This window comes from Nocardia sp. NBC_00511, from assembly GCF_045161165.1.
Classification (GTDB): domain Bacteria; phylum Actinomycetota; class Actinomycetes; order Mycobacteriales; family Mycobacteriaceae; genus Nocardia.
The window spans coordinates 8,838,668-8,856,042 of record NZ_CP107849.1 but is presented as its reverse complement, the minus strand read 5'-3'; the positions used below and the strand labels follow the sequence as shown (position 1 = coordinate 8,856,042).

12 protein-coding genes and 1 tRNA gene are annotated in these 17,375 nt (G+C 66.6%); 5 read left to right on the top strand and 8 right to left on the bottom strand.

Annotated features, from left to right (window positions below; translation table 11 throughout):
* Positions 1-13 precede the first annotated feature (13 nt).
* Positions 14-589, bottom strand: coding sequence for a helix-turn-helix domain-containing protein (locus OG300_RS41250; protein WP_405490742.1), 576 nt, complete (start codon positions 587-589; stop codon positions 14-16).
* 73 nt (positions 590-662) lie between these two features.
* On the opposite strand from OG300_RS41250, the gene OG300_RS41245 reads away from it, so the two are divergent.
* Positions 663-1,511, top strand: a complete 849-nt coding sequence (locus OG300_RS41245) for an AzlC family ABC transporter permease (protein ID WP_405490740.1) — start codon at positions 663-665, stop codon at positions 1,509-1,511.
* 14 nt (positions 1,512-1,525) lie between these two features.
* Positions 1,526-1,825 carry an AzlD domain-containing protein gene (locus OG300_RS41240; protein WP_405498857.1) on the top strand — a complete coding sequence of 100 codons (300 nt, stop codon included), beginning with the start codon at positions 1,526-1,528 and terminating at the stop codon, positions 1,823-1,825.
* 63 nt (positions 1,826-1,888) lie between these two features.
* Here the strand turns inward: OG300_RS41240 and OG300_RS41235 are convergent, their stop codons facing one another.
* The 7 genes from OG300_RS41235 to OG300_RS41205 all read right to left on the bottom strand — a co-directional run bounded on the left by OG300_RS41235 (position 1,889) and on the right by OG300_RS41205 (position 13,791).
* A complete protein-coding gene (locus OG300_RS41235) occupies positions 1,889-2,563 on the bottom strand; it encodes a hypothetical protein (RefSeq protein ID WP_405490738.1) in 675 nt (224 codons plus the stop codon).
* A 14-nt stretch (positions 2,564-2,577) separates the two neighbouring features.
* Positions 2,578-3,027: an acyl-CoA thioesterase gene (locus OG300_RS41230; RefSeq protein WP_405498856.1), complete on the bottom strand. Its 450-nt coding sequence runs from the start codon at positions 3,025-3,027 to the stop codon at positions 2,578-2,580.
* Between the two features lie 41 nt (positions 3,028-3,068).
* The gene (locus OG300_RS41225) at positions 3,069-7,973 is read right to left on the bottom strand and encodes an NAD-glutamate dehydrogenase (RefSeq protein WP_405490736.1); all 4,905 of its coding nucleotides are present in this window, start codon (positions 7,971-7,973) and stop codon (positions 3,069-3,071) included.
* A gap of 568 nt (positions 7,974-8,541) precedes the next feature.
* On the bottom strand, positions 8,542-10,218 hold the full coding sequence (gene ettA, locus OG300_RS41220) for an energy-dependent translational throttle protein EttA (RefSeq protein ID WP_405490734.1): 1,677 nt from the start codon (positions 10,216-10,218) through the stop codon (positions 8,542-8,544).
* Positions 10,219-10,228: 10 nt separating this feature from the next.
* The gene (locus OG300_RS41215; RefSeq protein ID WP_405490732.1) at positions 10,229-10,675 is read right to left on the bottom strand and encodes a single-stranded DNA-binding protein; all 447 of its coding nucleotides are present in this window, start codon (positions 10,673-10,675) and stop codon (positions 10,229-10,231) included.
* Between the two features lie 120 nt (positions 10,676-10,795).
* Positions 10,796-11,740, bottom strand: a complete 945-nt coding sequence (locus tag OG300_RS41210) for a threonine/serine dehydratase (RefSeq protein ID WP_405498855.1) — start codon at positions 11,738-11,740, stop codon at positions 10,796-10,798.
* 11 nt (positions 11,741-11,751) lie between these two features.
* Entirely contained in the window at positions 11,752-13,791 is a 2,040-nt protein-coding gene (locus OG300_RS41205; protein WP_405490730.1) for a cytochrome c oxidase assembly protein, read from the bottom strand.
* A 200-nt stretch (positions 13,792-13,991) separates the two neighbouring features.
* Here OG300_RS41205 and OG300_RS41200 point away from each other — a divergent pair.
* From OG300_RS41200 to OG300_RS41190, 3 genes are all read left to right on the top strand, one after another.
* A tRNA-Arg gene (locus tag OG300_RS41200) sits at positions 13,992-14,065 on the top strand.
* Positions 14,066-14,434: 369 nt separating this feature from the next.
* Positions 14,435-14,938 carry a hypothetical protein gene (locus tag OG300_RS41195; RefSeq protein ID WP_405490728.1) on the top strand — a complete coding sequence of 168 codons (504 nt, stop codon included), beginning with the start codon at positions 14,435-14,437 and terminating at the stop codon, positions 14,936-14,938.
* A 248-nt stretch (positions 14,939-15,186) separates the two neighbouring features.
* Positions 15,187-17,244, top strand: a complete 2,058-nt coding sequence (locus OG300_RS41190) for a flavin monoamine oxidase family protein (protein WP_405490726.1) — start codon at positions 15,187-15,189, stop codon at positions 17,242-17,244.
* Positions 17,245-17,375 lie beyond the last annotated feature (131 nt).

Here is a 17,375-nt window from a genome sequence, read left to right as displayed (position 1 = left end):
GAGATTTCAGCGATCAGCTGTATTCGCTGACGAGCATCGCCCAGGTGCCGGGCTCCAAGGCTTCGAAGACGTGGGGCATGTCGCCGGGGTAGCAGATGTAGTCGCCCGGGGTGAGTTCCACGGGCGCATCGGCGGGACCGACCTTCGCGCGGCCCACGCACAGGACGACATGTTCGACGACGCCACGGCTGTGTGGATCCGACTCGCGAGGATGGCCGGGTTCGGCCGTGAGACGGTAGATATCGCGGCGGACTGCGGGCGGTGACGCGGCCAGCAGGGCGATTCGATAGTCCGACTGGCCGGACGCCAGCGCGGGCGCCTCACCCGCGCGAATGACCTGCACTTGCGGGCTGGGCGGGTCCAGCAGGCGGGAAAACTGGATGTCCAGCGCGATACAGAGCGCCCAGAGGGTCTCGATGCTGGGGTTGCCGCTGCCCGATTCCAGTTGGGACAGAGTGGATTTCGCGATTCCGGCGCGCCGCGCGACCTCGGTCAGCGAGAGCCCGGAGCGGGCTCGTTCGCGGCGCAGGGCGGCGGCGATCGCCTCCTGGGGAGACGCGGGGGCGGAGCTGTCGGACTGCGGCGTCATGATGGGCTCACATTACCGGGACCACACGCCACCCCTTTGACGAACCCGGGTCCGTGCGTTCATTATAGAAAACATGCGTTCGGCATGGCGAACACTCGATCGGGGTGTACTCACAGCAATCGCGGCGATCTGCCTGGCAGTCGCCATGATCGGCGTGTCCTACGGGGCCACCGCCGTGACCTCGGGATTCCCGGTCTGGCTGCCGATGCTCATGAGCCTCGCGGTGGTGGCGGGCGGCTCGGAATTCGTGTTCATCGGCATCCTCACCGCGGGTGGCGGCCTGATCGCCGCGGTACTGGCCGGTCTGCTCGTGAACGCCCGCCACGTCCCCTACGGCCTCGCGGTCCCCGACGTGGTCGGCACCGGCTGGCGTCGCCTGCTCGGCACCCACGTCATGAACGACGAATCCGTCGCCATGGCCCTCGCCCAGCCCGACCGCGACCGCCGCCGCGCCGCCTACTGGATCTGCGGCCTCGCCGTCCTGACCGCCTGGCCCCTCGGCGCCGCCATCGGCGCGATCCTCGGCTCGGTAGTCCCCGACCCCAACGCCTTCGGCCTCGACGCCGTCTTCCCCGCCGTCCTGTTCTCCCTGATCCTCCCCGCCCTGCGCGAACCCCTCACCCGCACAGCCGCTCTCGCCGGAGCCGCCATCGCCGCCGCGACCACCCCCTTCCTCGGCGCAGGCCTCCCGGTGCTATTGGCCCTCATCGCGATCCTGCTGGTCGTCCGCCGCGCGGGCACACCGACCGATTCGTCGAACGAGGACGCGCAGCCGGGCGAGACCGCCCACGAGACAGCGAACTCGAGCGCCGGTGAGCGCGCTTCGAAATCCGACATCACGCCGCTCAACAGCACCACGACCGAGTCATCGAGTGGTGGCGACCTCGTTCCCGCAAGAGCTCGCGAGCAGGTCCCGTCGTGACCAAAGCACTGCTGATGGGTGCGATGGCATTGGCCGCGGGCACCTTCCTGTTCCGTTTCGCGGGGCCGGTCCTGCGGAGTCGAATCAAGATCTCGCCCCGCACTGTTCGGCTGCTGGAGATCGCGTCCGTGGTGCTGTTGACCGCGCTGGCGGTCACCACCCTGATGCCTTCGCACAGCGGTCAGTTCGGGTGGGCCTTGCCCGCAGGTGTTTTCGTCGCCGCGGTGCTGACGTGGCGGCGCGCGCCGCTGCTGGTCGTCATTCTGTCGGCGGCGGCGGTCACGGCGGGGCTGCGCCTGCTCGGCGTGCACTGAGCTGCTGCGCGATTCCGGAAAGCGATGCCCGCCATAAATATTTCGCGGCGGGCATTCACCTCGTCAGTGGGAGAGCAGGGGCAGGGCGGGGCCGCGGCGGCGGGCTACCGAGCCGTAGCGGGCGTCGAGGCGGAGCCAGGTGCGGGCGGCTCGGACTCGGACTATCTCGTCTACCGAGATGCGGCGGGAGTCGGTCTTCTCGCCGCCGTGGGGGATGAAATCCATGGCGGCCAGGGCGAATACGACTCGCATGGGGACTTCGACCTGGTCGCCGCCGCCGGAGACGGTGAGGACCGTTTGGTCGAGGAGGGCGGCGGGTGGGCCGTGGCTGCTGCCGTGCTCCTGCGCCAATTCCGCACCGCGCTCGGCCAATTCGACCAGCATGCGGGCGGGGACGTCCTCGACGTGGACGAAACCGGACTCGGGTGGCAGCGCGCCACGCCAGGCCGAATCCATGGCGAAGCCCAGGCCGAAGGCGGTGGCGCAGTCCGGTCCGTGCAGACCGGCCAGCACCATGTCGCCCGACACCGTGACGTCGTCCATGCCGAGCTGGGCGACGACGGTGCGTGCGGCCAACGCCTCGAATCCGGTGGTGGCCCAGGCCGACACGAAGCGCTCGCCGCGACGCCGCAGCCGGATGACGGCCGCGGGGTCGAGACGCAGGGCATGGGTGACGAAGGTGGCCAGGTTCTCGCGTTCCGCCGGATCCGGAACGAGCAGGGTCAGTTCTCCCGACACGAGCTATCGCTGGATCAGTCGTTCAGCCACAGCGCCAGGTAGTCGCGCTCGGCCGTGCTGAGCCGACGCAGCCGCTGGGTGTCGATGTCGAAGGCCGCGAGCTGGGTGGAGGCGACCACCGCCGGCGGGGAGTCGGGAGCCGCGCCCGCGGCCCGCACCTCGTAGCCGACGGTGAAGTCCACCGCACGCAGCCGATCGATCCACATGGACACGTCCAGCGGTGAATCCTCGTGCCGCAGCTGACCTTTGTACTGCACCCGGAGGTCGGCGAGCACGCAGCCGGACCGCAGCTTCACGGTCGGCCGCTCGTCGAGGAACAGCCACGGGATACGGGCCTCCTCCAGCAGCGTCACCATGCGGGCATGGTTGATGTGCTGGAATGCGTCCATATCCGACCAGCGCACCTCCACCTTGGTGTGGAAGCGCTTGGGCTGCCCGGCCGGCTCGGGTTCCCCCAGGCTCAGCGCGGGCGCCTTTCCATGGCCGTTCAGCGATCCGACACTCGTCAACGCGGTACCTCCGATTGCGCACCCACCCCGCTCACCATGCTGCGCACCTGTCGCGCCGCAACCGACAGCGTGGCCAGGTCGTGGGTTCCGGACTCGAACAGCTCCGACAGGGCGCTGCGGGCGCGCCCGAGCCGAGACTGGTTTTTCGACTCCCAGTATGCAATTTTCTCCTCGGCCGTCTCCTCCGGGTCACCCGCGGAGAGCACGTCGAGGGTCAGCGAGCGCAGCGAACCGTACATGTCGTCGCGCAACGCGAGCCGGGCCAGTGCGTGCCAGCGGTCGCCGCGTTCCAGGTGGCTGACCGCCTGCAACAGCCAATCGATCTTGAGGTGATCGTTGAGCGCGTAGTACAGCGCACCGACCTCCTCGCCGCTGCGATCGGTGATATCGGCGATATCGATCACATCGAGCAGCGGGAACAGGTTCAGCAGGCCGAAGACCTCACTGGCCAGCTCCGAGGGCGCGCCCTGACCGATCAGCGACTGCGACTGCTCGTTGAGGATGTCGATGTGGTGGCCGCGCAGCCAACCCGGCACCTTCGGCGAGAGCGAACGCACGCCCCGCGAGTACCGGTTGATCTCGGCACCGACCGCGATCGGCTGCGGCCGGTTGTTGAGCAGCCACCGCGAGGCCCGGTCCAGAGTGCGCTTGGTCTCGAGCTCCAGGCCGTCCTTCATGCTGGTCGACACGTCGGCGGCGCGAATGCGATCCCACACCGAATGCAGCCCGAAGATCTGGGTGGCGGCGGTGAAGGCCCGCACCGAGTCCGAGGCGGTCGCGCCGATCTCCTCGTTGAGGCGGTGCGCGTAGGTGATGCCGCCCAGATCCACCATCTCGTTGACCAGCATGGTGGTGGTGATCTCGCGGCGCAGCCGGTGGCGCTTGATGGCGGCGCCGAAGCGGGTGCGCAGCGGTGTCGGGAAGTAGTCGATCAGCCGTCCGGCGAAGTACGCGGTGTCGGGCAGATCGCTGGCCAGCAGGTCGGTCTTGAGCGAAAGCTTCACGTGCGCCATCAGATTCGACAGCTCCGGCGAGGTGAGCCCGGTGCGCTGCTCCTGACGCTGCTTCATCTCGACATCACTGGGCAGCGCCTCGAGCTCACGGTCCAGGCCGCGGCGATCCTCGAGATTCTCGATGACACGCTGGTGCACATTGAGCATGCGCGGCGCCTCGGCCCGCGACATGCCCATCAGATAGTTCTGAGAGACGTTGTCCTGCAGGACGAGTGCGGACACCTCGTCGGTCATGGAGGCCAGCAGCGGATTGCGTTCCGCCGGCGGCAGTTCGCCGCTGGAGACCACGCCGTCGAGCAGGATCTTGATATTGACCTCGTGGTCGGAGCAGTCCACACCGGCCGAGTTGTCGAGGGCGTCGGTGTTCATCTTGCCGCCGTTGCGGCAGAACTCGATACGGCCCAGCGCGGTCGCACCGAGGTTGCCGCCCTCGCCGATCACCTTGACGCGCAAGTCGTTCCCGCTGATGCGGATAGCGTCGTTGGCCTTGTCGCCGACGTCGGCATTGGTCTCGCCGCTGGCCTTGATGTAGGTGCCGATGCCGCCGTTCCACAGCAGCCCGACCGGCGATTTCAGAATGGCCTTCATCATTTCCGGCGGCGACAGCGCGGTGATGTCGGCGGCCAGGCCGAGCACCTCGCGCACCTGATCGCTGACGGGGATGGACTTCACGGTGCGGTCGTACACGCCCCCGCCCGCGCTGATCAGGCTGCGGTCGTAGTCGGCCCACGACGAGCGCGGCAGCGCGAACATGCGCTCGCGTTCGGCGAAAGACGTTGCCGCGTCCGGGGTCGGGTCCAGGAAGATGTGCCGGTGGTCGAACGCGGCCACCAGGCGGATGTGCCGCGAGAGCAGCATGCCGTTGCCGAACACGTCACCCGACATGTCACCGATGCCCACCACCGTGAAGTCCTCGGCCTGGGTGTCGATGTCCATCTCGGCGAAGTGCCGCTTCACGCTCTCCCACGCGCCCTTGGCGGTGATGCCCATCGCCTTGTGGTCGTAGCCCACCGAACCACCGGAGGCGAAGGCGTCACCGAGCCAGAAACCATAGGAATTGGCAACATCATTGGCGATATCGGAGAACGTCGCGGTGCCCTTGTCGGCGGCGACCACCAGATAGGTGTCGTCGCTGTCGCGGCGCAGCACACGGGCGGGCGGCACCACCGCGCCGGTCGCGCGATCCACATTGTCGGTGACGTCGAGCAGGCCCGAGATGAAGGTACGGTAGCAGGCCACACCCTCGGCCTGCAGCGCCTGCCGGTCGGTCACCGGATCGGCGGTGGCGGCCGGGGGCTGCTTCACCACGAAGCCGCCCTTCGCGCCGACCGGCACGATCACCGCGTTCTTCACCGCCTGCGCCTTGACCAGGCCCAGGATCTCGGTGCGGAAGTCCTCCAGGCGATCCGACCAGCGCAACCCGCCACGCGCCACCGGACCGAAGCGCAGGTGCACGCCCTCGACCCGCGGCGAGTAGACGAAGATCTCGAATTGCGGCCTCGGCTTGGGCAATTCGACGATCTCCTGCGGTTCCACCTTGAACGACAGGTAGTCCCGCGATCTGGCCTCGGCGTCGGTGACGTAGTAGTTGGTGCGCAGGGTGGCCTTGATCAGGCCGAGGATGGCGCGCAGGATGCGGTCGGCGTCCAGGCTCACCACATCGTCGATGCGGTGGCGCACAGCGGCTTCCAGACCGGCGGCATGCTCGGCGTTGGCGGAGTCCGGATCGAAGAGGGCGGCGAAGAGGTCCACGAACATGTTCGCGGCCTCCGGGTACGCCAGCAGCACGCGGGTGATGGCGGCCTGGCTGTACGGGAATCCGGCCTGCTGCAGGTACTTCGAGTAGGCGCGCAGGATGGCGACGGTGCGCCAGCCCAGTCCGGCGCGCAGCACCAGTTCGTTGAGGCCGTCGGCCTCGGCGCGGCCGTACCAGAGCGCCTCGAAGGCCTCGGTGAAACGCTCACGCAGACCGCGCACCTGGGCGTCGAGCGCGTCGAGGCGACCGGCGGACTCGATGAGCTCGGCATCCATATTGCGATCCAGGGCCGCGCGCAGCAGTTCCGGACGGGCCAGCAGGCCGAAGTCGTACACCCACTGCTCGGGCCCGCCGTTGTCGAACTCGAGCTCGTGCGGGCGCTCGTCGATGACCTCGACGCCCAGGCTCTGCAGCAGCGGCAGCACCTGGCTCAGCGAAATGCCGCTGCCACCGATGTAGAGGGTGAAACGCCAAGAGCCAGGGGCGGAATCGGCCCAGCGGTAGAAGTGCTGGTCGATGCCGCCGTCCTGCAAACCCTGCAGGCGGACGATGTCGGCCACCGCGCGGGTGGGGTCGAAATCCTCCTTGTAGCTCTCCGGCAGAGCGGCGGCGTAGTGCTCGACGACGGCCGGGTCCAGCACCGCGGAGGTCGAGACCTCGTCGCGCAGATGGTCGTCCCAGGTGCGACTGGCCTCGGCCAGCAGATGCTGGATGCGCAGGCGGTTGCTCTCGGAGGTGTCGACGACCTGGCCCTCGTCGGGCAGGCGGACCGTGAAATAGACGCTGGCGAGGTCACTTTCGGAGACGCGCGCCGAATAGTCGATGGAGATGCCACCCAGTTCTCGAACCAGGATGTCCTGCATCTCGAGGCGCACGCGGGTGGTGTAGCGGTCCCGCGGCAGGTAGACCATGCAGGCCACGAAGCGGCCGTAGCTGTCCTTGCGCATGAACAGCCGAACCTGGCGGCGCATACCGACATTCAGCACGGCGCTGGCGGTGCGGCGCAGCGCCTCGCTGTCGGAGGAGAACAGTTCGGTGCGCGGGAAGGACTGGATGACCTCGAGCATCTCCTGGCCGGAGAAGGACTCCAGGTCGAAACCGCTGGCCTCGATGAGGGTGCGGACCCGGCGTTCGATGACCGGGATGTCGAGCACGTTCTCGTGCAGCGCGGTCACCGTGAACACGCCGATGAACAGGTGTTCGCCTGTGACAGTTCCGGATTCGTCCATCTCAGCGACGCCGACGAAGTACGGGTACACGGCCCGGTGCACGGTGGCCGGGACCAGACCCTGGGTGAGCATGATCAGCGGCTGGTCGCCGCTGTTGTCCGGAACCCGGAAGTCGGTGCCCACATTCGGGCGCAGTACGCCGAGGCTGGTCTCGGGCACGATGATCGACTTGGCCCGGCCGTTGACGGTGTCGCGCTCGTAGCGCGCGTACCCGAGCACGGTGAAGTGGCCATCGGCCAGCCAGCGCAGCAGGTTCGCGGTATCGGTGAGATCCGTTGCGGCGAACGGGGATTTACCGGCCGCGGCGGCGGCGTCCAGCTCACCGGCGACGCGCGCCTGCGCCTCGCGCATGGGCTCGGTGTCCTCGATGACACGGCGGACATCGGTGAGCACGTCCGGCAGCGAGGCCTCGATCTGCGCCAGCACGGCGGGGCTGGTGGCGGGGTGCAACTGCAGGTGCATCCACGACTCACGCAGGCCGGTGGCACCATTGCCGTCCACCTCGTGCGGGACGGCGGATTCCAGGTTGCCGTCGGCGTCGCGGGTGACCTCGAAGATGGGGTGCACGACCTCGCTGAGGCTCACGCCCATTCGGGTCAGCGACGAGGTGACCGACTCGACCAGCAGCGGCATGTCCTCGGTGACCATCTGCACGGCGACGCCGAGTCCGGCTTCGTCATCCGCCTGGTACACACGGACATTCGCGGTGCCGGGGGTGCGCTGGACGGCGAGATCGACGTGGCAGCGGAAGATGTGGGTCGATGTCGCGGGGATGGCGCAGTCCGCGTCCCCCGCGTCGACGTGTCGAAAATAGGCCTCCTCGAGGGATACGAGATCGCCCCGCAAAGACGCGGGCAAACTCGCAGCCCAGGCCGCGCTGGACAATTCGGACGAGACCGTCATTTCGCCAACTCCCTCGGATCCTGTTCCGTAACCAAGCGACGCCGGTCCGAGAGTAGCTGTGCACCCGATGTGCCGGGCTGAATTCCTCTCAATGCCGCGCCGCGTCTCACAATACGGACGAACCAGACGGTTCAGCCACCGTCGTGTCTGTCCGAAATCGCCAGGTCGAATCCGACAAAGCTTGGAACGAAACGGATTTCACGCACAAATGCGAATGCGAAACCGTCGAGTTCGCTGTTCGATAGCCGTTCACCTGGGCGGTCGCGGCACGCCATCTGGCGAACCTTGAGCGGTCCAGCAAACAACTCCCAGCCGACGCGAGAGTGACCCAGCGAGAACTTCGCGTAAGCCGTGAGGAACGAGACAACCCTCGGCTGTCGAACAGTGAGGTGAGTGGCGCACCCGTGCGGGTGTGCCGTACGCCCCGCGCAGACGCTACTCGGCGTCCGGAGCGCCTATCGCGCGACCCACCCGGGAATGGGAAGGGCACTTGACAATCACGGCATTCCGGAAGCCCCCGCCCGGTGGACCGGACGGGCGCTACGCCGAATCCGTCTGCGGCGGAGGATTATCCGCGCGTCAGCTTGCGGTGGGTGACCCGGTGCGGGCGAGCGGCTTCCAGGCCCAGACGCTCGATCTTGTTCGCCTCGTAGGCCTCGAAGTTGCCCTCGAACCAGAACCACGAAGCCGGGTTGTCGTCGGTGCCCTCCCACGCCAGGATGTGCGTGCAGGTGCGGTCCAGGAACCAGCGATCGTGGGAGATGACCACCGAGCAGCCCGCGAAGTTCTCCAGCGCGTTCTCGAGCGAACCCAGGGTCTCGACGTCGAGGTCGTTGGTGGGCTCGTCGAGCAGGATCAGGTTGCCGCCCTGCTTGAGGGTCAGCGCCAGGTTCAGGCGGTTGCGCTCACCACCGGAGAGCACACCGGCCTTCTTCTGCTGATCCGGGCCCTTGAAACCGAACGCGGAAACGTAAGCGCGGGAAGGCATTTCCACATTGCCGACCTGAATGAAGTCCAGGCCCTCGGAAACGACCTGCCAGACATTCTTCTCCGGGTCGATGCCGCCGCGGTTCTGGTCGACGTAGCTCAGCTTGACCGTGTCACCGACCCGGACATTGCCGCTGTCCGAGGTCTCCAGGCCGACGATGGTCTTGAACAGCGTCGACTTACCGACACCGTTGGGCCCGATGACGCCGACAATGCCGTTGCGCGGCAAGGTGAACGACAGATCCTTGATGAGCTGACGGTCGCCGAAGCCCTTGTCCAGGTGCTCGATCTCGACGACGACACTGCCCAGACGCGGACCGGCCGGGATCTGGATCTCCTCGAAGTCCAACTTGCGCATCTGCTCGGCCTCGGCGGCCATTTCCTCGTAACGACCAAGGCGCGCCTTGTTCTTGGCCTGCCGCGCCTTGGCACCGGAGCGGACCCAGGCCAACTCCTCCTTGAGGCGCTTCTGCAGCTTCTGGTCCTTCTTGCCCTGCACCTCGAGGCGGTCGGCCTTCTTCTCCAGGTAGGTGGAGTAGTTGCCCTCATAGGGGAAGGTGCGGCCGCGGTCGAGCTCGAGGATCCACTCCGCGACATTGTCGAGGAAGTACCGGTCGTGGGTGACGGCCAGCACGGCGCCCGGGTAGGAGGCCAGGAACTGCTCGAGCCACAGCACAGATTCGGCGTCGAGGTGGTTGGTGGGCTCGTCGAGCAGCAGCAGGTCGGGCTTGCTCAGCAGCAGCTTGCACAGCGCGACACGGCGGCGCTCACCACCGGAGAGGTTGGTGACCGGCTCGTCCGGCGGCGGGCAGCGCAGCGCGTCCATGGCCTGCTCGAGCTGGGAGTCGATATCCCAGGCGTCGGCGTGGTCCAGGTACTCCTGCAGCTGGCCCATCTCTTCCATGAGCTCGTCGGTGTACTCGACACCCATGAGCTCGGCGACCTCGTTGTAGCGGTCCAGCTTGACCTTGACCTCGCCGAGGCCTTCCTCGACATTGCCGCGCACGGACTTTTCTTCATTGAGCTGCGGCTCCTGCATGAGGATGCCGACCGTCGCGCCGGGCGCGAGCCACGCGTCACCGTTGTTCGGCTGGTCCAGTCCCGCCATGATCTTCAGCACACTGGACTTACCGGCGCCGTTCGGACCGACGACGCCGATCTTGGCGCCGGGAAGGAAGTTCAAGGTCACATTGTCCAGGACGACCTTGTCGCCATGCGCCTTTCGCACCTTGATCATCTGGTAAATGAACTCAGCCATATCGGCAAGCCTAACTGTGTGTAGTAGCGGGTTCTCCGGCAGTGTCCGCATCGGTGGACGGCCGTTCGACGGGTTCGGGACGCGGACCGGCCCCAAAGGATTTGCGCTGCACCGGGGCGAGGCATCTGCCCAGGTCCGGACCCAGTGCCAGGGCACGCATCTCGAGTTCGCAGCGTTCGGAGCCGTCGCGCGCGGTGTACTCGTTCGAGCGCAGCTGACCATAGGCGATGACCGGGTCGCCGCGCTGCACGGACGCCTCCACCCCCTCGATGAGCCGACGCCAGCAGCTGACCGTCAGGTACAACGTGCCGCTGTCCACCCAGGTTCCCGTGGACTGATCGAACCGCCGCGAGGTGCTGGCCAGCCGAAAACTCAAGACCTGCTCCCCATTCTGGAGCTGACGCCGCGACGGATGGGTGACCACCCGGCCGATGACCGCGGTATTCGCCTCGTACATCCCCGTCCCCCTTGCTGATTCGCCGAAGTCGAGCTGTTCGTGCCTCCAGCGTGAACCTGCCCGGCGACGGACGACAGCCGTTTTCCAGCGGGTGGGGATAACTTCCGAGGTTGTGAACAGCTAGAGAGTCGCAAGGTCGGTGTTGGCTCCGCACAGCACGATCACCGGGCGCTCCCCCGGCGCGGGTATGTACGCGCCACTCTGGATCGCGGCCACCGCGGTCGCTCCGGCGGGCTCCACCACCAGGCGGAACTCCCGCCACAGGTATTCACGCGCCATCACGATGGCGTCATCGGTGACCAGCACCGAACGCACCGCATAACGCTGTGCCACCTCCATCGCGATATCGCCGATCCGGTTGGCGCCCAGCGCGTCCGAGGCCACGCTCGACACGTCCACATCCACCGGCCGGCCCGCCGCCAGCGCGGCGTGCAGCGTCGGCGCGCCCTGCGGCTCGACCCCGATCACCCGCCCGCGCAGACCCAGCGCGACCGCCACCCCGGCGACCAGTCCCCCGCCGCCGACAGCGACCAGCACCGGTGGCCGCCCGCGCACCTGCTCCTCGATCTCGAGGCCGACCACGCCCGCGCCCGCCACGATCGCGGGCAGGTCGTAGGCGTGCAGCGCCATCGCGCCGCGCTCCTCGGCGAGCTTGCGCGCGTAGCGGTTGGCCTCGGCGTAAGTCGTTCCGTGCCAGAGCACTTCGGCCCCGTGCGACCACATCGCCGCCACCTTGGTGTGCGAGGCGGACTCGGGAACCACGACGGTGCAGGACATTCCACGCAAAGCACTCGCCAAAGCCGCTGCGATACCGGCATTTCCGGCCGAAGCCAGCACCACGCTGTCGCGACCGTCGCTGGACTGCAACAGCGCGTTGAGGCAGCCGCGCACCTTGAAGGTCCCGCCGTGCTGCAGATGTTCGAGCTTCAACGTCACCGGCACCGGGCCGCGCGGGCCCAGGATGTCGGTGTGGAAGACCGGGGTCTTGCGGACCATACCGCGCAGCAGCCGACGGGCCTGACGCACATCGGATCGGTAGAGCCGCTTGACTTTCCGGGTCGCCATGGCGACGTCGTTCACTTGCGTACCTCTCCGTCGCGCCGGGCGAGCTCGGCGAACATGGCGTTGTACGCGGTGAGATCCGCGCCATCGTCACGGTCGGCCGCCCGGTCGGTCCGGGTCGCCAGCTTGGCGTCACTGCGCGACCACTGGATCAGCAGCGCGAGCATCACCACCACCAGCGGTATCTCACCGCTGGCCCATGCGAGGCTACCGCCGGTGTGCTGATCGGAGAGCAGATCGCTGTTCCAGCCGAGGCCGAGACTGCGATAGAACCAGCCGCCCATCACGGTGTCCATACTCATCAGCGCGATACCGAAGAAGGCATGGAACGGCAGCGAACCGAACACCATACCCAGCTTGGTGAGCGGCTCCACCGTGCGCGGCTTGGGATCGATACCGATCACCACCCAGTAGAAGAGGTAGCCGCTGAGCAGGAAGTGCAGGTTCATGAAGATGTGCGCGCCGTGCGTACCGACGAACTTGTCGAAGATGCCGCCGAGATAGAGGGCGTAGAAGCCGGCCACGAAGAACACCGCGGCCACCACCGGCTGAGTCATGAAGCGCGACACCGGGTTGTGCACCGCGGCCAGAATCCACTCGCGCGGACCGGGTGGCTGATCTCGACCGGCCGGTTGGATCGCTCGCAGCGCCAGCAGCACCGGGCCGCCGAGCGCGAACAGGATCGGCGCCAGCATCGACAGCATCATGTGCTGGGCCATGTGCACGCTGAACATGGCCGGGGCATAGCGGCCGATACCCGAACTGGTGGCGAGCAGCATGGTGAGGCAGCCCGCCATCCACGCGATGATCCGGCCGACCGGCCAGGCGTCGCCGCGCTTGCGCAGCCGCAGCACGCCGCGCAGATACACCACCGCCAGCACGATGGCGAGCGTGCCGAACAGCAGGTCGAAACGCCAATCGAACAGCAGCCGGGCCACGGTCGGCGGTCCGGCCAGGTTGTAGCCGATCTCCACCTCGGTGGGGGTGGGCACCTCGCGCAGATCCGGCGGCGGGGTGCGGCCGAGGCCGACGGCCAGGCCGACGGTCGCGGCGAAGATGAGAGCCTCGACGCCCGCGAATCGGATCAGGGCGCCGCGATCCTGCGGGTCCTTCTCCAGATCGGGAATGGCTCGCTTGCGCTGCAGGAATCCGATGACGCCGAGCAGCACCAGCGCGGCGGTCTTGGCCAGCACCAAGCGGCCGTAATTGGTGCTCAGCAGGTCCGACACCGGCACGCGCACATAGGCGTTGATCACACCGCTGATCGCGATGACCACGAACGATATGGTCGCCACTCGCGAAAACCGACGGGTCGCGAGCGCGGTGTATTTGCCATCGCGCAACGCGTAGGCGAGCACCGCGAACAGGCCGCCCACCCAGCAGCAGGCCGAAAGCAGGTGCAGGATCAGGCTATTGGTGGCCAGGTCGTGCGCGCCGCCCGCCGAGGAGTGCCCGGTCAGCGCCACCGGCAGCAGCGACAGCACCGCCAGCCACAGCAGCACCGGCGTCCACCCCCACCGCAATGCCACCCGGCACCCGATCGCCAGCGCCACCACCATGAATACGGTGAACCGCCACGACCCCGCCACCTCGACCTTGTCCGCGGCACGCCACACCGCCTCGGGTCGCAGCGAGTCCAGAAACGGTTGCCCGGTGGTGTCCGACAGCGTCAACGGCACCAACAGCGCCGCCGCACCCGCCCACACCAGCGCCGCGTTCCCCGCCCGCCGCAACGCCCGATAACCGCCGACGTCCAGCAGCCCGTCCTTCTGCGGGGGCACGAAGAACGCCGCGAACAACAGTGAACCAACGGTCAGGGCGGCCGCGAAATCCGATACCGCCCGCACCGCCGGCAACCCATAAGTGGTCAAAGGCCCAGGATCCGGAATCCCGAGCAGCGTCAACGCCTGCGCCGCCGACAACCCGACAACCAGCGCCGCCACCATCGCGGCCGCAGCCCCACCCAGCGCCGTAACCGCCGCGAACGTCACCCCGGAACCCGAACGAATAGCCCGAACGTCCGTTGCTCCGGCCGGGTCCTGCGCTGACGACATACGCTCAGGGTAGTTCGGAGCGGCGGTCCGGACTCCCCTGGGGTTTACCGACCCCGGGTCCGCACAACCCCCCCGACGCGCCGAACAGTTGCTACACGACCGACCTTTCCTCATCTGGACGCTCGCTATACTTAACGCGCTGGACACCGAGATCGATTTGGGTCAAGGTGTTTGGTGCCCGCATCACCGATGCCCGCACTGCCTCCGTAGCTCAGTTGGATAGAGCAAGGGCCTTCTAATCCCTAGGTCGCAGGTTCGATTCCTGCCGGGGGCGCTTCCGATCCTGACCATATCCCCAGGTCAGGTGAGGTACCCACATCAAGTACCCCACCACCGGATCATAGAAACCCCAGGTCGCGGGTCGCAGGTTCGTTTCATAGGGGGTTGCTGTCAGCTAGCACCCCAGCTCAAGGGCCTGTTTTCAGACCACACCAACCAGCAGAACAATCTTCCACCACATCAGCGATAGCCGGTGCTCCATCCCGAGTTGCCGCCCGAGACGACCTCCACTCCGGATCTTCCGAACGAACCCATAGCCGCTTCGAACCACGCTCAATGCGGCAATTCAGGATGGGGCGGCTCACAGCCCAGCGCGCGGAGTGCCACCCAGGCTTTCGATCGTGCTCAGAGTAGATTTCTGCTGGTGACACGGCCGTGGCTGTTTCGGATCACGCGAATCATTGGTCAGGTGAGCTGGTGGGTGTTCGTCGTGGCTGTCTTGCTCGGTGAGGCCACCGCAGCCGGACCGATGACGTCGGCGCTCGTCGATCGCCAGGGCTGCCTCCCTAGTGATTCGGTTCAGCGACTGTGCGTCTCGACGACGGGAGCCGGGGGGACCCTCGCATCTCATACCATGGATCCCTATATGACGGCGGCGCTCGGGCTCGTCGTTCTGGCGGCGCTCACTGAGGCGGTAGTAGCCGGGCGGCTTGTGCCAGGACTCGTCACTGTGGCGGCCCCCATCCTGGCAGCCGTGATGATCATCAACACCCTGCATCGAAACTGGTGGTGGCAGGATGGGCTCGCCGCAGCCAAGTCCCTCTCCATCATCGTGACTGCCATCGCGATTCGTGAAGTGTGGGCACGCTTTCTGGCGCCTGGCATCGAGACTCGAGGTTCTGACACGTCCACTGCTCCGGAACGCTGACAGACCCCTACTTCGAATGCCCTGAACTCGGCAGTTGAGGATGCTTGGAAGCGCTGGCGGCCAACCAATTTAGACGGCCGACCAACGCGCGGGTCGCGGCAGAATAGTGCATCCCTTCGACGAAACTCGCGGTGCGGGCTGCGGCCATTCGTATACCTGCGGCGAGCCCGGTATGCGACTGAGGACCAGACCGTCGAAGTCCGTTCCATTCGCGATCGGCAGGCGCGTGGACCTGGGAGACGAAGCGTGTGTCCACCTGCAAGCAATCGGATCTCGCGGCGAATAGCGAAGACGAGCTTCTCGAACACTTCTCTTGCCTTGATAGACGGTTCCGGCGCTGGCGATCTCTCCAATTCCTCGAGCATGCCGGAATGGCTGGTCGAGTGACGGTTCGTAGACGTGGTGGCGCGGACAGGAGAGGTTTGCAGAATATTTGCTATAAATCTGCTGATGTCCGCCAAAAATTTTCCTCTAGCTGCTTTCGGAATGAAGGGACCCACAGAGGTATGCCGGAACCGATGATCGGGCGACGCGGGTTCCTCACGGTGGCTGGTGCACTCGCTGCCGGGGTGGCCGCAGGCGGTTTTCGCGCGCCGGTCACCTCTGCGGTGCCAGCCACAGCCAGCGGCAATGTTCGCGACACCTGCGAGGAATTGGCTCGTGAGATGCTGCAAGTTGGTGATACCCACTCGGATCTGACGTTGGATTACCTGAAGATCCTCATCGATCACGGGTTGCCGAAAGCCGCCGCTCCGAAGAAGGTCGTCGTGGTCGGTGCCGGACCGGCGGGTTTGACGGTCGCGTGGTTGCTGAAGAATGCCGGGCACGAAGTGACCGTGCTGGAGGCCAATAGCAATCGCACGGGCGGGCGGGTCAAGACATTCCGGGGACGGTTCGACGACAAACGGCTGTATGCCGAGGCCGGTGCGATGCGGCTGCCGGACAGTCATCCAATGGTGCTGGCGCTGTGCGACAAACTCGGTGTGAAGCGCAGGCCGTTCCACAACAGCGACGTGTTGCCCGACACACCAAATCCTAGTGTCCCGCCGCCAGTTTCATACAAGTCATTTACCGGCGAGACGTGGACCAACCACACCGGCGGTCCCGCATATCGTCTGCCCGCCGGAGCCGGACGCACGCTGATCCGGGTCAATGGCGACCGCGTGACCCGTGCTGGTTACGCCGCCGACCCGGCTCGGATCAATAAGGCTTTCGGCGGCGCGGCGTTAACCACCACGACCCGCGCGGCCCTGGACGCGGCGGTCGGAAAGTACGCGGTGCCCGCCGATCAGCCGATCGACAAGCAGATCTCCGGCTGGACTTCGCTGTTCACCGACTACGAACCCCTTTCGACCCTCGAATTCCTGACCCGTCAGGGCTGGGAGCTACCGCAGATCCAGGCCGTGGGCACCCTCGAGAATCTGACCTCCCGGCTGCACTACGGCGTCATCCCGATGCTTGTCGACCATGCCCTGATTCGGCCCGACGCGACCTACTGGGAAGTCGAGGGTGGTACCGCCACCCTGACCGACGCGCTGACTGCGGCACTCGGGCCGGTGATCTGCATGGGTCGGCAGATGACCCGACTGGAGCAGACCGTCACGGGGGTTCGGGTCACCACTGTCGGAGAGTACGACCGGGATGACGTCCCCAGCGGCGTCCCCGATTCCACCCAGACCGTTGACGCTGACTATGCGGTGGTGGCAATTCCCTTGAGCGCCATGCGATTCTGTGAGTTCGAACCGGCCCTGTCCTATGCCAAGCGCCGCGCGGTCACCGAGACCCATCAGGATGCCGCCACAAAGGTGCTGCTGGAGTTCAAGACACGGTTCTGGGAACAGGGTGAGCACGGTTTCCGTGGCGGCGGCTGCGTCACCGACAACCCCAACCGATTCACCTACTTCCCCTCCCATGTCGAGCTGCCCGACGGCGGCGACCAGCCTGCCGGTGGTGTGGTGCTGGCCAGTTACACCTGGTCCGACGATGCCCTGCGCTGGGACTCACTCACCGAGGACGACCGTGTCGAGCGGGCGCTTCGAGGAGTGTCGGACCTGTTCGGCACCGACACGGTGCTGGAGGAATTCACCGGGGTCGGGTTGTCGCAGAGCTGGATGCAAGCCCACTACGCCCTCGGCGAAGCGGCCATTCCTATGCCCAACCAGCTGACCGAACTGCATCGGGCGACCCGCACCGTCGAGGGGCGAGTGCATTTCGCCGGCGATCACACCACCCTCAAACCGGCCTGGATCGCGGGCGCGCTGGAAAGCGCCGTGCGGGCCGCACTCGAAGTGCACGCGCGCAACTGACCCAATCAGTTCGAATTCGTGGTCTGCTGGCAACAACATCAGAGCGCTCACGACCACACCGCTGCCGAGGCGAAGAGCGTGCTCGACACCTATCGGTCCGCTGCCGTCATGCCCATGCCACAGCGGCAGCA

What these genes read in the sequence shown, in the direction of transcription:
- OG300_RS41210 (WP_405498855.1), bottom strand. Translation starts at nt 11,740, where the DNA reads ATGGCGACCCGGAAAGTCAAGCGGCTCTACCGATCCGATGTGCGTCAG.
- OG300_RS41250 (WP_405490742.1), bottom strand. Translation starts at nt 589, where the DNA reads ATGACGCCGCAGTCCGACAGCTCCGCCCCCGCGTCTCCCCAGGAGGCG.
- OG300_RS41245 (WP_405490740.1), top strand. Translation starts at nt 663, where the DNA reads ATGCGTTCGGCATGGCGAACACTCGATCGGGGTGTACTCACAGCAATC.
- OG300_RS41205 (WP_405490730.1), bottom strand. Translation starts at nt 13,791, where the DNA reads ATGTCGTCAGCGCAGGACCCGGCCGGAGCAACGGACGTTCGGGCTATT.
- ettA (WP_405490734.1), bottom strand. Translation starts at nt 10,218, where the DNA reads ATGGCTGAGTTCATTTACCAGATGATCAAGGTGCGAAAGGCGCATGGC.
- OG300_RS41225 (WP_405490736.1), bottom strand. Translation starts at nt 7,973, where the DNA reads ATGACGGTCTCGTCCGAATTGTCCAGCGCGGCCTGGGCTGCGAGTTTG.
- OG300_RS41240 (WP_405498857.1), top strand. Translation starts at nt 1,526, where the DNA reads ATGGGTGCGATGGCATTGGCCGCGGGCACCTTCCTGTTCCGTTTCGCG.
- OG300_RS41215 (WP_405490732.1), bottom strand. Translation starts at nt 10,675, where the DNA reads ATGTACGAGGCGAATACCGCGGTCATCGGCCGGGTGGTCACCCATCCG.